Origin of the sequence: Rhodopirellula sp. JB055 (assembly GCF_043100905.1) — a bacterium.
In the GTDB taxonomy this organism is placed as follows: Bacteria; Planctomycetota; Planctomycetia; order Pirellulales; family Pirellulaceae; genus Rhodopirellula.
Genome location: NZ_JBICHO010000352.1, coordinates 1 through 13,754 on the forward strand (window position 1 = coordinate 1; position 13,754 = coordinate 13,754).

At 57.0% G+C, this 13,754-nt stretch carries 8 protein-coding genes and 2 pseudogenes; 7 read left to right on the forward strand and 3 right to left on the reverse strand.

The window, feature by feature from the left end; translation table 11 throughout:
- Positions 1 to 223 precede the first annotated feature (223 nt).
- The gene (locus tag ACF8AM_RS14005) at positions 224 to 1,264 is read right to left on the reverse strand and encodes a Gfo/Idh/MocA family protein (RefSeq protein WP_392556230.1); all 1,041 of its coding nucleotides are present in this window, start codon (positions 1,262 to 1,264) and stop codon (positions 224 to 226) included.
- 140 nt (positions 1,265 to 1,404) lie between these two features.
- Here ACF8AM_RS14005 and mfd point away from each other — a divergent pair.
- The 4 genes and pseudogenes from mfd to ACF8AM_RS14025 all read left to right on the forward strand — a co-directional run bounded on the left by mfd (position 1,405) and on the right by ACF8AM_RS14025 (position 7,815).
- Positions 1,405 to 4,755 (forward strand): annotated as a pseudogene (mfd, locus tag ACF8AM_RS14010) (transcription-repair coupling factor).
- Between the two features lie 29 nt (positions 4,756 to 4,784).
- On the forward strand, positions 4,785 to 6,101 hold the full coding sequence (locus ACF8AM_RS14015) for a PQQ-binding-like beta-propeller repeat protein (RefSeq protein WP_392556231.1): 1,317 nt from the start codon (positions 4,785 to 4,787) through the stop codon (positions 6,099 to 6,101).
- Positions 6,086 to 7,201: a hydantoinase/oxoprolinase family protein gene (locus ACF8AM_RS14020; protein ID WP_392556232.1), complete on the forward strand. Its 1,116-nt coding sequence runs from the start codon at positions 6,086 to 6,088 to the stop codon at positions 7,199 to 7,201. Before ACF8AM_RS14015 ends, ACF8AM_RS14020 begins: the two co-directional genes overlap by 16 nt.
- Positions 7,198 to 7,815 (forward strand): aspartate kinase, encoded by a 618-nt coding sequence (locus ACF8AM_RS14025; RefSeq protein ID WP_392556233.1) that lies wholly within the window; start codon positions 7,198 to 7,200, stop codon positions 7,813 to 7,815. The genes ACF8AM_RS14020 and ACF8AM_RS14025 overlap by 4 nt, the downstream gene beginning before the upstream one ends.
- 23 nt (positions 7,816 to 7,838) lie before the next feature.
- Here the strand turns inward: ACF8AM_RS14025 and ACF8AM_RS14030 are convergent, their stop codons facing one another.
- Positions 7,839 to 9,953 carry a multiheme c-type cytochrome gene (locus tag ACF8AM_RS14030; RefSeq protein ID WP_392556234.1) on the reverse strand — a complete coding sequence of 705 codons (2,115 nt, stop codon included), beginning with the start codon at positions 9,951 to 9,953 and terminating at the stop codon, positions 7,839 to 7,841.
- A gap of 274 nt (positions 9,954 to 10,227) precedes the next feature.
- Here ACF8AM_RS14030 and glyA point away from each other — a divergent pair, with 274 nt between their 5' ends.
- The 3 genes from glyA (at position 10,228) to ACF8AM_RS14045 (ending at position 13,259) form a co-directional block, all read left to right on the forward strand.
- Positions 10,228 to 11,490 carry a serine hydroxymethyltransferase gene (gene glyA, locus ACF8AM_RS14035; RefSeq protein WP_392556235.1) on the forward strand — a complete coding sequence of 421 codons (1,263 nt, stop codon included), beginning with the start codon at positions 10,228 to 10,230 and terminating at the stop codon, positions 11,488 to 11,490.
- A 65-nt stretch (positions 11,491 to 11,555) separates the two neighbouring features.
- Complete coding sequence (locus ACF8AM_RS14040; RefSeq protein WP_392556236.1) at positions 11,556 to 11,981, forward strand: response regulator; 426 nt, start codon at positions 11,556 to 11,558, stop codon at positions 11,979 to 11,981.
- Positions 11,982 to 12,176: 195 nt separating this feature from the next.
- Positions 12,177 to 13,259 carry a hypothetical protein gene (locus ACF8AM_RS14045; protein WP_392556237.1) on the forward strand — a complete coding sequence of 361 codons (1,083 nt, stop codon included), beginning with the start codon at positions 12,177 to 12,179 and terminating at the stop codon, positions 13,257 to 13,259.
- Between the two features lie 87 nt (positions 13,260 to 13,346).
- Here ACF8AM_RS14045 and ACF8AM_RS14050 read toward each other — a convergent pair.
- Positions 13,347 to 13,754, reverse strand: a pseudogene (locus ACF8AM_RS14050) (hypothetical protein); the annotation flags it as partial.

Here is a 13,754-nt window from a genome sequence, read left to right on the forward strand (position 1 = left end):
CCAACGGCCCGGCCCCCCAACGGGGGCGGCCCCCCCCCCCCCCCACAAAAAAAAGTGGGTTTTTTGGGGGGGGGGGGGGGCGGGGGGGCAAGGGGGGGGGGAAGATGCGGAATGTGTTCCAGTGCATCATTCTGCCATCGACCTTGGGTTTGACGGACTTCCAAGTCCGTCGTAAGTCATTGGCAGCGACGGACTCGGGAGTCCGTCGTACGGTCCCCTACCGTTATAGCTGGACCGTCTTGCCCGTGCGTGCACTTTCGTAAATCGCGTTGATCAACGCCACACTTCGTCGGCCCTCGGTGCCATGGATCTGCGGGCTGGTTCCCTCCGTGATCGCATCGAGAAAATCGTTGAAAACGGCGGTGTGACCGTGGTGCCCGATCGCGGACGGGTCGCTTGCTCCACCGCCCGTTTCCGTCATGCCAGCCATGCGTTTTCGGATGGCTTCGTCCTCATCGGTTTCGTTGGCGAATTCCCACTGCGTGAGGTCTTCCTCTTCCAGTATCGCGCTGCCTTCACTGCCGCCGATCTCGATTCGTTTCAGCGCCCCGGGATAAGTCGTCGTGGTGGCTTCGATGACTCCCAGAGCACCGTTTTTGAATTTCAGTGTTGCGACGACGATGTCTTCGACTTCGATGCGTTCGTGAGTCATCGTCGATGCCATCGCGGAGACTTCGCTGACGTCGCCCATCAACCACAGCAATAAGTCGACAGAGTGGATGGCTTGGTTCATCAAGGCTCCACCGCCGTCGAGTTTCCAGGTTCCTCGCCACGCGCCGCTGTCGTAATACTCTTGGCTGCGATACCACTTCACGTAGGCGTCGCCCATCGTGATTTTGCCAAACCGGCCTTCCTCAACCGCCTTTTTCATCAGCCGCGAAGATTCGTGGAAACGGCTTTGAAAGGTAACGCCCAGTTGCACACCGGCTTTTTCGCAGGCTTCGATGATTTGGTCACAACGTTCCTGAGTGACCTCAAGCGGTTTTTCGATCATCACGTGCTTGCCAGCTTCGGCGGCCTGGATCGCTGGTTCGGCGTGAGCCCCGCTGGGTGTGCAGACAGAAACGGCACCGATTTCGGGATCGGCCAGCATTTCCTCGAGTGTTTTGAAAACGCGGCCGCCGTGCTTGGCCACGAATTCTTCGGCTCGCTCGGTGTTGCGGTTGTAACACCCCACCAAGTGCCCATTCGTGGAATCCGCGATGGCTTTGGCATGAAAATTGGAGATCATTCCGGCGCCGACGATGCCAATACCGATGCTCATGTTGTTTGTCTTTTCTGTGCGAGGAAACAGGGTGGGGATCGCTGAGGTAGGCGAAAAACTACGATCAAGATACGTTTTCATGGCAGCTTTCGTCACCGGAGGCTGTTTTGCACCCCGATTTCATCCAGGTCTCGTTCGCCGTGCCCACCGCTTCGAAAAACGCTTCCACGCAAAAGCTGCGATCCCTTCGCGATGTCCCGGCCATCCTGGACGCGAAAGTTGGGCTGGGCGAGGTCTTGGGGCGGACGCCCAATCGGAAGGCGAAGAAGTCGAATGATCCTGTTCCGCTGGCGTTTTCAGGTGTATGGGGCGGGATCCGAGGCTTGCTGGCCGCCACACTGACGCGCCATCACCCGCACGTGCTGGTCCTGCTTCCGCAAGCCGTCGACGCCGACATTGTTGCTGGCGACGTTTCATCCTTTGGGATCGAAGACGTCGTCGCTTTGCCGCTGTCGGCCGGCGACGGAACCGGCAGCTCCATCCGCGACGCAGATTACGCAGCGCGATTGCAAGTGCTGCAGCGACTTCGCGCCCGCGATCAACACTCGCCCAAACCGCTGGTCGTGACGTCCTATATCGGAGCCGCCATCCAGCGGGTGCCGTCGGTCACGAGTCTCGAGAAGGCCACTCGCGAATTGGCGGTTGGTGACATCGTCGATCCGGAGGTGATCCGCCGTTGGTTGGCCGAAGCCGGATTCGCGGCGGTGACGGCGGTCCAAGTGCCGGGCGAATTTGCCAGTCGCGGTGGATTGCTCGACGTCTATTCACCGGACCAACCTCAGCCAATTCGAATCGAGTGGTTCGACGATGAAATCGAATCCATCCGCCGATTCGACGCCGCCACGCAGCGGAGCAGCTAAACGCTCAGCAAGGTCGAACTTGCTGCGATCGGAACCCAGCCCGTCAAAAGCCCCTTCGCGGAAGAAGAGAACAACGACGAACCGCTGGACCTCGTCGTCGATGACACCGTGGGGGCCGAAGCCACGATTGTCGACTACTTGCCCGAAGACACCGTGGTGTTGGTGATCGATCCATCGGATTGCCATCAATCGTCCAACGCTCTGCTCGCGCGAGTTGCCAAGACCGAACGCTTCGTTTCGATGAAAGAACTGCTTTCGGAACTGAAGAGCCACAAAGTCGTCACGGGAACATCCCTGGCCGAAGGAGCCCCGACGGACGTCGTCGACTTGCACACCGCCAGCGCGGATAGCTTTGCGACGTCATTGGATGAAACCAAATCGAAAGTCGACTCGGTCGCGGCGGGACACGAAGTCATCGTCGTCGGGGACACTCCCGCCGATGGACAGCGGCTGACCGAGTTGCTCGAGGACACCGACGCGGCCAAACAGGGTCGCTTGCACATGACGGTCGCTGACCTCAGTGGCGGTTTCCGGTTGACCGACGCAGAGATCTTGGTGCTCACCGGCGCCGAACTGTTCCACCGCAGCCCTGTGCGTCGCGCGAAGACACGCACTCGCGGCAAACCGATCGATTCGTTCACGCAGCTCACGCCCGGCGACCTGGTGATTCACCTGTCGCACGGCATCGGCTTGTACCGCGGTTTGAACTCGATCGAGAAGAACGGCCAACACCAAGAACACTTGACCATCGAATTCGACGGCGGGACCAAGATCCACGTCCCGGCCTCGCGAATTCAATTGGTCCAGCGGTACGTCGGTGGAACGAAGAACCGCCCCAAGCTGGCCAAGATCGGCGGCATCAGTTGGACCAATCAAAAGAAGGCAGCCGAAGCGGCGGTCACTGACATGGCCGACGAGTTGCTGGAATTGCAGGCCAAACGCGCCACTCGGCTCGGCATCCCGATGTCACCGGACAACGAATGGCAACGTCAGTTCGATGCGAGTTTCCCTTACCTGGAAACTCCCGATCAATTGTCAGCCATCGAAGCACTGAAAGCCGACATGGAGGCCCCGCGACCGATGGACCGGCTGATTTGTGGCGATGTCGGATTCGGCAAAACCGAAGTCGCCATGCGGGCTGCTTTCAAAGCGGTCTCGTCCGGTTACCAAGTCGCGGTGTTGGTCCCGACAACCGTTTTGGCCGAACAACACTATCAATCCTTCCGCGAACGGATGGCGGAGTTCCCGGTCGAAATCCGCAAGCTCAGCCGTTTCTGCACACCGGCCGAACAACGCGAAACGGTCAAGGAAATCCGACGAGGCAAAGCAGACATCGTCATCGGAACGCACCGTGTCGCCAGCAAAGACGTTGACTTCAACAACCTCGGCTTGGTCGTCATCGATGAAGAGCAACGGTTCGGCGTCGCAGTCAAAGAACGCTTGAAGACTCGGCACAGCAACGTCGATGTCCTGACGCTCTCGGCGACGCCCATTCCGCGAACGCTGCACATGGCGTTGGTCGGTGTTCGCGACATCAGCAACCTGGAAACTCCACCCGCAGAACGAATGGCGGTCGTGACCAAGGTGACTCGCTGGGATGACAAGATGCTGCGTTCCGCCATCGTGCGTGAACTCAACCGCGGCGGCCAAATGTATTTTGTCCACAACCGCATCGGGGACATGGACGACCTGGCCGCTCGGATCAAAGCCATCGTTCCTGAGCTTCGAATTGGGATCGGGCATGGACAGATGGTCGAAGGTGCCCTCGAACAAATCATGGTCGACTTCATCGATCACAAATTCGACATGTTGTTAGCCACGACGATCATCGAAAGCGGACTGGACATTCCCAACGCCAATACCATGTTCATTGACGACGGCAATCGCTACGGATTGAGCGATCTGCACCAATTGCGAGGCCGAGTGGGTCGGTACAAACACCAGGCCTACTGCTATCTGCTCGTTTCGCCCAACAAACGACTCACACCAGAAGCCAGCAAACGCCTGCGAGCGATCGAAGAGTATTCCCAGATGGGTGCCGGTTTCGCGATCTCGATGCGAGACCTCGAAATTCGCGGGGCGGGGAATTTGCTGGGCAGTCAACAATCCGGCCACATCGCCGCGGTGGGCTACGAGATGTATTGCCAACTGCTGGAAGACGCGGTCCGGCAAGCCCAAAAACTGCCGCCTAAGTTGTCCGCCGACGTGGACATCGATTTGCCGATCGAAGCCTACCTGCCGGAAGACTATGTGCCCAACCTACGGCACAAGATCGATTTGTATCGCCGGATGACTCGGATCGAGAAAGCGGAGGATGTGAAGGCCATTCGCGAAGAGCTCGAAGACCGTTTCGGCTCGCCACCACCGCCCGCCGTTCGAATGCTGGAACTCTGCGAACTGCGGCTGGACGCAGCCTCATGGGGATTGGTTTCGCTGACCACAAACGATCGCTTCATCGTGCTTCAGTACTCCAATCGTTCGCGAATGAATCAATTGGCGAAAACGTCCTCGATCCCGATTCGCATCGTCGATCACGAAAAAGCCTACATTCCGATCAAAGACTACGACATGTCCGATCCAGCCGGCAAAGCATGGCTGCAACTTGCCCGCGCTGCATTATGGATTGGTTGACCCCTCCGCTTTCCTGATTGGATCCTCTCATGCCTCTTCGAGTTTCTCCGTTTTCTTGGGCTTCCCGTCTGCTACTTGCAGTCCCAGTGCTCAGTCTTGCTGCCGCAGTGACGCTCACGCCAGCGATTTCGGCTGAACCGAATGCCGCGTCCTCCACCGGTTGGAATCAGTGGCGAGGTCCGAACCGCGATGGCACCTTCGCTCAAAATACGCCTTGGCCGGATCGGCTCACAGGAAACATTGAGAAAGCTTGGTCGGTTGATCTCGGTCCGAGTTACAGCGGCCCCGTCACGGTCGACGGGTTGGTGTTCACGACCGAAACCGTGAACAAACAATTCGAACGCGTCACCGCCTACGACGTTGCGACCGGCGAGTTGCGTTGGGAACACCAATGGGATGGCTCCATGTCCGTGCCATTTTTCGCGGCAGCCAACGGAGACTGGATCCGCGCCACACCCGCGTGCGTCCCGGGGTATTTGGTTGTGCTGGGCATGCGTGATGTTCTGGTTTGTCTGGACACAGAAACAGGCAAAGAACGCTGGAAGATTGATTTCCCAGCAGAGACCGGTTCGGCATTGCAACCATTCGGTGCGGCATGTTCGCCACTGATTCACAACGGATCGGTCTACGTTCAAGTCGGGGCGGGACTGACGAAACTGTCGCTGGAATCCGGTGAAGTTCTCTGGACAGTTCTTTCGGGCGGCGAAAACATGATGTCCCGCGGCGCGTTCAGCAGTCCTTCGATCGCGACGCTCGTCGATCAAGAGCAACTGCTGGTTCAGACTCGCGAAGAGCTGTGTGGTGTGGCGATTGAGTCCGGCGATGTTCTCTGGCGTGAAACCATCGAAGCCTTCCGCGGCATGAACATTCTGACACCGCTCGCCATTGGCGACTCTGTGTTCACAGCAGCCCACAGCGGAAAGAGCCAACTGTTTGACATTCAGCGTGGCGACTCGACTCAAGCCTGGACAGCGAACGAGCGTTGGAACCAGAAGACTCAAGGCTACATGTCTTCGCCTGTCGTGGTGGACGACCACGTTTACTTGCATCTCAAGAATGAACGTTTCACTTGCTTGTCGGTTGACGATGGTTCGATTCAGTGGACCTCTGCTCCCGTGGGCAAATACTGGTCGATGATCCGCAACAAAAACCGTATTTTGTCACTCAGTGCCGACGGCAAACTACGCTTGATCGACGCGAATCCCGATGAATTCACAGTCCTCGACACCCAACAACTCGCTGAAGACAGCTGGGCTCACCTGGCGGTCTTTAGCGAAGCAGACCAGCCGTTGATCTTGATTCGGGCTTTGAATTCTTTGACCGCCTACCGATGGAAGAATCCTTGACAAGAAAACCGACTTCACTGTCACCGGACGCATCCCCCAGGTTTGTCCTTGGCGTCGATGTCGGCGGCGCCAACTTGAAGTCGGTTTTGATCAATCAACAAACGCATGAGGCGACCGCTTGGGAATCATTTTTCCCAATGTGGAAGCGTCCGGAATCGCTCGCCGAACAACTGCGATCGGACTGGGCATCGTTGCTGGCGGATTTGCAAATCGATGCGGATTCGATCGATGGCATCGCAGTCACGATGACGGGCGAGCTGGCCGATTGCTTCACCGACCGCCAAAACGGCGTGACGCACATTGCTGAACACGTTCAGTCGGCGGCAAAACAGTTCAGTCGTCGTGCCGAGCTCGCGTTCTACTCGACCGCCGGAAAATTCATTGGCGTCGACGAAGTCCCTTCACAAGTCGATGCCTTGGCGGCATCCAACTGGCACGCATTGGCTTCGTGGGCGGCGAACCATGTGTCTACCGATGGAATTTTGATCGACGTGGGTTCCACCACAACCGATGTCATTCCGCTTCAGAGTGGAAGCGTTGCAACCGACGCCAAAACCGACCACCAAAGGCTTCGTGATGGCTCTCTGGTCTACATTGGATGTCGAAGAACGCCGGTGTGTTCGCTCGTCGACAGCCTCCGCGTCGATGGCATGGATGTTCCAATCATGAACGAATTTTTCGCAACGATCGATGACGCGAGACTGATTCTGCGACAGCAACCTGAGTCCTCCGAAGACCTGGACTCCGCCGACGGGAGACCTCGCGACTGGCAATCGGCTCATCGACGACTGGCGAAGATGGTTGGCTGGGACGCGAATGAGCTTTCCTGCGAGCAAGCTGATTCGTTGTCTCAGCAAATCATCACCTCAGCCCAGACACAAATCAATCAGAGCCTGCAACGTTGGATGGAACGACTCAGCGAGCAGACGAACGAAGAGTTCACGCTGTTGCTCAGCGGACACGGGCAAGATTTGGTCACACGAACAGGCACCTGCGTCACAATCGATTTGCGTGATCGTTTGACGCCTGAAGTTTCCCGTTCGGCCCCCGCATTCGCCGTCGCTCGTTTGTGGTTGGACACCCACCGAGAGGTCCGATGAGACGACGTGTGATCAAACTGGGCGGCAGCTTACTGACTCGCCCTCATCTGCTGGATGACTTTTATCATTGGTACCGACGGCAACCTCCCGCTGATGATTGCCTAATCATTGGTGGCGGGCAAATGATCGATGCGGTGCGTGAATGGGATCGCTGGCGTCCGGGCGATCCGCGAACGGTTCACTGGCAGTGCGTCGCGATGCTGGAACACTCCATGCGACATCTCGCGGAAGCGTTTCAAGCTGACACTCGCCTATCTCCGGTGAAGATCCTCGATTCAGAAGCCGCCTGGCTGCGTTACTCGGCGCCGCTGAGTGATTCGAAAACGTCAGCCCCCACGCCGATCAAATTCTTGCGTCCCGACGTGGTTTACCACTCAGCTTCCAATGCACCTCTGCCCGAAAACTGGTCCACCACAACCGACTCCATCGCCATGTGGGCTGCGTTGTTATGCGATGCGAATGAAGTGGTGTTGTTGAAGTCCTGCAGCATTTCACCGGAGGACGACTTGCGAGTTTGGATCGCAAGCGGCGTCGTGGATCCGGCATGCGAGGTCTTGGCTTCGCTCGAAAAAAAACTACGAGTGGAGCAACTGCCCGTTCAGCCGACCTCGTGAACGAACATCAACATTTGGTCTGGCTACTGTTCTTCACTTTCGCGATTGGCACTCCCTTGCTGCACCAGACGCAAACGTTGTGACAGCTGCATGTAGTTCGAGGCTGTTCTGGGATCGATCGCTTGGTACAACCGAGCCAGCGAAGCATAGGGCAGGGGATAGGTCGGTTGAATGCGGATGGATTCCATGAAGGCCTGCTCGGCTTCTCCGAACCGATGTAACTTCCCGCAGGCCAGCCCCAAGTTGTAGAAATCCGCAGGGTTCCGGCGTCGTTTCACCAGCCGCTGATAGAGTTGATACGCTTCAAGATGCCGATCTTCCGCCGCTGCCAAATTTGCCAAGCTTTCGAGTGCAACCTGGACCTCCGGTGTAGGCTGTTTCTCTGCGGACAGAACCCACTGCATCAGCGTTTGGCTTTCCTTTCGCAGACGCGTCGCATCCAACTCAGCACGTTCTGTTTCTGGGAACAACAAAACTCCATCCAGTAAACTCGCTAACCGTGTCTTGGCTTCGATCAACGACACGTTCGCAACATCTGGGTTCCGTTCAGATTCTTCGGCTGCCTGAATCGCCGACCGCAATCGATCAGCCGCCAACTTAAAGACGTCCACGTTGTTGAAGCGGGGGTCCGATCCCATCCAAAGCCACTGCGCAATCGCGGTGGCTTCGTTCAGTTCTCGTTGCCAACTGCCTGCCGGGGCTCGATCGAGCAAAGCGACTGCCGTCGGCAACTCAGTCGTTTGCGTTTCGTCGAGCTCTTCGTTTGATCCCTCCGCTTCGGTTCTCTGTTTTGGAACGGCAATCCGGTGATCAGTGATCGACACGTGAGGCACTTCGGTTTCGGATCGAGGCATATGACATTGGTGACACGAGTTTTCGTTCGCGTCCATTCGCACAGTCAGCTCTTCGCCACAATCCATGTTGTCGTGACAGGACAAGCAGTGATTCCGGTGAATCATTTCACGGTTGGATTCATCGACTCGTTGATGAGGGTCGTGGCACGAGACGCAAGTGAGAGAATCTGAGCCCAGGTAACACTCGCTGGCGTGCATCTGGCCAAAATGCCCGACAAACGTGGTCGAATCGGACACTTTCTCGGGCGGCCCGACGTTGTAAACCAATCGCGTGGCGGCCAGATCCTTGCCGGGACGAAACGACCAGGAATCCGCCCCACGGACGAACATTTGAACGTCGCCCTGCAAATGACATTGGGCACAGAGCGACTCCATCGCGTCACGCCCAAGTTCCCCTGGATGCACGATCGCCCAATCATGGACCAAACCCAAATCAGTCTGATTGCTGGAATTCGCAGAGACCTGGTTTGCAAGATCAACATGTTGCCGACCGCCACCGTGACAACGCTCACAGCCAATCGCCAACTCATGCAGAACCGAAACATTCCGATTGCCATCCACCCGCGACAAGGCCCCTGCGTGACAGAACAAACAGTCGTCCGTGACTTGTCGAGAGAAACCAAAGTGCGTGGGCGAGTCATACCCCGGCGACATGTCGTACTCGCCTTGCTCGGTGTAGAGAGACAATGGAACCTGCAAGAGAGCATCCCCATCACGCATCAAATACGACTTGGCAAACGTACCACTGCCCATCACCAGATCGATCGGATGATCGGCCAGCGGCATCACATAATCGGTCTGCGGCAGTTCCTGCCACGATTGATGACGCACCAGCTCGCCGTCTCGCACCACTTTCATGCGTTGGGCACTGGGAGCGTGATAAAACGATTTCAATTCCGGTTCCTGCTGGGCATCCACCAACCGCAAAGATTTCGCGTGAGTGGTCTCAAAAAAAGTTTGGGCGCGATTGGGATGGCAGGTGACACAGGCTTGCGATCCGACGCCATTCTCCAGCAGCGGAACTCCGCGATCAGGTTTCGCGACCGAGGTGGTTCCCTTGCTAGTCCCCCAATCCAACTGGTTGGGCCCAGCCTCCTGCAGAGCAGCCTCCTGCAGAGCAACCTCGTCTCCGGAGCGGTCAGGCTCGGATTCCGATTCGATCGGGGCGGAACTCGCCGAGGAGTCCGTTTCGGGCGAGGCCGTTTTTTTCGCACACCCTGTCCAGACGAGGCAGACCATCCATCCGCACAACAGCATTGCTCGAGAAGTCAGTTGGGATTGCAAGACAAGCCTTGTTCGATTCGTTGTGCTTTGGAAGACAGATGACGCCGCATCCATCGACGAGATAGCTGGACCGCCTGATCCAGGGACAGAGTTTCTCTGCCCCGATTGTAGGACATCCACCCACTTTGGAATTGCCTCGCGAATTGCCGATACGCTGAAAAAAGCCGCTCATTCGCCGCGATTCGTGATTTCATTCAGTCATTGACGTTTTTTTGCTCGGAATCGACAATGCTTCAACGAGCCCTCTTCCCCATACGCTTCGAATTGACCTGCCATGAGCTTCATTCAGTCACAAGACCCCGCCATTTGGGATGCGATCCAAGCCGAAACGACTCGTCAGCAAGACGGTTTGGAATTGATCGCCAGCGAGAATTACACCAGCCCAGCGATCATGGAAGCAACCGGCAGCGTCCTGACCAACAAATACGCCGAGGGCTATCCCGGACGCCGCTACTACGGCGGTTGTGAGCACGTCGACGTGGTGGAATCCATTGCGATTGACCGAGCCAAGGAACTGTTCGGTGCGGAAGCCGCCAACGTCCAGCCTCACAGCGGCTCGCAAGCCAACGCTGCGGTTTACCTGAGCTGCCTCGATGTCGGCGACACCGTGCTGGGATTGGACTTGGCTCAAGGCGGTCACCTGACTCACGGCATGAAGCTGAACATGAGCGGTCGACTCTACAACTTCGTCAATTACGGCGTCGATGAAGTCAACCATCGATTGGACTTTGACCAAATCGCCAAATTGGCTCGCGAGCACAAACCGAAATTGATCGTGGCAGGTGCGAGTGCTTACCCACGCGAAATTCCTCACGATCGATTCAAGGAAATCGCGGATGAGGTCGGTGCGAAGCTGATGGTCGACATGGCCCACTACGCCGGGTTGGTCGCCGCGAAAATTCACAACAGCCCCGTGCCCTACGCGGACTACGTCACCACGACGACCCACAAGACTCTTCGTGGGCCTCGCAGTGGTTTGATCATGTGCAAAGACGAACATCTGAAATTGGTCAATCGCAATGTGTTCCCCGGCACTCAGGGCGGACCGTTGATGCACGTGGTCGCTGCCAAGGCAATCTGCTTTGCCGAAGCGATGACCGAGGAATACGCTGCCTACGGACAAGCCGTGGTGGACAACGCGAAAACGCTGGCCGACACCTTGATGAGCTGCGGATTGCGATTGGTCAGCGGCGGAACCGACAACCACCTCATGCTGGTCGACGTCACCGCAGTGGACCTGGGCGGCAAAAAAGCCGAAGCGGTCCTCGATGCTTGCGGCATCACCGTCAACATGAATATGATCCCGTTTGATCAGCGAAAACCGATGGATCCATCCGGTATCCGAATCGGAACGCCGGCACTGACCACCCGCGGAATGGGCGGCGACGAGATGAAACGGATCGGGCAATGGATCTACAACGCGTTGTCCGATTCCGACAACGCGGCGCTTCACGAATCCATCCGCACCGAAATTCGCGAAATGGTGCAGGCATTCCCTGTCCCCGCCGCCGCTGAGTCTCCCGCCACCGTTGCCTGATCCGGCTTCGCTGGTTTACCCCATCAAATTCCTCCTGTCTTCCCTTCCATTGAAAGCCGCCTCGGATGCATCGGATCCTGATTGCTGACGACAACACTGCCAACCGCGAATTGCTGGAGGCCTACTTGGTCAACATCGAATGCGATTTGGAAACCGCGGTGGACGGGGAAGACACGCTGGCCAAGGTGGCATCATTTCAACCGGATTTGATCCTGTTGGATGTGATGATGCCCAAGCTGAGCGGATTCGAAGTTTGCAAACAACTGAAAGAAGATCCCAAGACCAGCAACATCATGATCTTGATGGTCACGGCGCTTAGCGAGTTGGGTGATATCGAACGAGGCGTCCAAGCGGGCACCGACGACTTCTTGAGCAAACCCGTCAACCGAATTGAGTTGACCAAGCGGGTTGAAAACATGCTGAAACTCAAAGGCACCACCGATGAGCTTTCGCGGCTGCGTCTGTACATCCAGGAGATGGAAGAACGTTGATTCGCGGCGGGTAACCTGTCTGCGATGCTGCTGGCCGTGATGGGTCTCCATCCAGGTCCGCCCCCGGGTACAATGGATCACCCAACAAGTGTTTCGTCACCCCGAAAACTTCTGGTGAGAGGTGGATCTGATTCGGTGATCTGCCGCATCCGCTTGAAATGGGCGGCGTCGTTTCCATCATCCCCCTAGGCTGCCATGTTTGACGGTTCGCTCGATGCGCTGTGCTTGCTGCCTCCTCGATTTGGTGCCGGGCGACGGGGTGTTCCTCCAACGCCTCCAGCTTTTCAAATTCAACGGACGGGTGCGTCTTCCGTCGAACTTCCCACGCGTCTGTTTCTGGACGAAGCCCCGTGGTACCGGTGGTCTCCCGCGATCGCACAGGCCCTGGCCAGCCATCTGCAACGACTTGGCATTTTGACGTCGTACTTGCACAGCGAACTGGGAATCCAATCGGAATCCGATGTCCCAACAGAACCGGACGCGACAGAGAGTGCGAGACATCCACTGCAGTTGCTTCCCTATCGGAGCGAGCGGTACGGTCTCAACGCAGACGAATTCGACACCGCAACGGCAATCGATCTTCGCCTTTCCCCTCTTCGTGATTCGTCCGGTCGCTTTGCTTACAGTGCCGAGCAGATCCGACGTTGGGAATCGACCCCCGAAGAACAACCGCTTTCAGGTGGCGGTTGGGTTTCCGCGTTCACGCTGCCACCAGACATTTTGGATCTCAAGGATCTTCCCAGCAAGATTCACCAACTCAGGCGGCTCGCCCCTCAAGCCGCTGTTTTGGTAAGCGTCACACCGGAATGGCTTTGGCAACACCGCGAAACGCTGCTGGCCGTCCCAGCCGACGGTCTGCTCATTCGAGCCGGCCAAATCTCAGTCTCTGGACTGCAATTCGCGGAACTGCTGCACCAACTGCTTCAACAAACCACAATCCCGCCGCTTTGGCTGACACCGCCGCGATGGGAAAACCAACAAGTCGCGTCGGTGGACGACTGCATTAAGTTGGTTTCGCTTGGTGTGTCAGCGATTGCCATCGACGGTTGGATGGAAGATGTCTTCGAGGCTGTCGACGTGGTTCCAGAACCATCGATCTACTCCGGTGATCCAGAAACGCAGTTGAATCACGCGATCACGAGCATCTTGGAAGAACACTTGCATCCCAAGATCGAGCGTTTCACTGCATTGCTCACCACGATCACGTATTCGCCCAACCTGGGCACATTCGACCGACCGACCGCTGAGCGACTTAACATTCTTCACCTTGGCCAGTGAGCAGCCGGTTCGCATCCACCTTTCAACGAAAACAGCCTTCTCATCGAAATGAGAAGGCTGTTGCGATTCACGTTCATCGACCTTGGATCAATCTTCGACAGAAGGCGAGATCGATTCCTGGCCCATCAGCATCATCATGAGCGGACCGCCAGAATTGCCACCGCCATAGGTGTAACCAGCCTCCAACGCACGCTCGACTCGTTCCTTGCACTCGGTCAAGTGAGCCAGGCTATACGCGTCCATTTTGTTGCCACACTTTTCAATGGTCGAACCCATTCGGCTGGCCAAGGTTCGCAATTGCATGCGAGCCAAGTTGCTGATGGGATGGTACGCGGCAGTGTCTTGGCCTTCTTCCAAAACCAAATCCACCAAACGTTGGATGTGCTCGCGTTGCAAGTTGCGACGCAGAGACGTGATCATCGGCTTGCGGTCATTGCGATCTTCTGGGCAAGGCTGATCCAACTCTTCCCAAACCGCGTTGCTGACAGTGTCCAG

Excerpts from the sequence above, each read along its gene's own strand:
- ACF8AM_RS14040 (WP_392556236.1), top strand. The coding sequence starts at position 11,556 with ATGCATCGGATCCTGATTGCTGACGACAACACTGCCAACCGCGAATTG.
- glyA (WP_392556235.1), top strand. The coding sequence starts at position 10,228 with ATGAGCTTCATTCAGTCACAAGACCCCGCCATTTGGGATGCGATCCAA.
- ACF8AM_RS14015 (WP_392556231.1), top strand. The coding sequence starts at position 4,785 with ATGCCTCTTCGAGTTTCTCCGTTTTCTTGGGCTTCCCGTCTGCTACTT.
- ACF8AM_RS14045 (WP_392556237.1), top strand. The coding sequence starts at position 12,177 with ATGTTTGACGGTTCGCTCGATGCGCTGTGCTTGCTGCCTCCTCGATTT.
- ACF8AM_RS14005 (WP_392556230.1), bottom strand. The coding sequence starts at position 1,264 with ATGAGCATCGGTATTGGCATCGTCGGCGCCGGAATGATCTCCAATTTT.
- ACF8AM_RS14025 (WP_392556233.1), top strand. The coding sequence starts at position 7,198 with ATGAGACGACGTGTGATCAAACTGGGCGGCAGCTTACTGACTCGCCCT.
- ACF8AM_RS14020 (WP_392556232.1), top strand. The coding sequence starts at position 6,086 with ATGGAAGAATCCTTGACAAGAAAACCGACTTCACTGTCACCGGACGCA.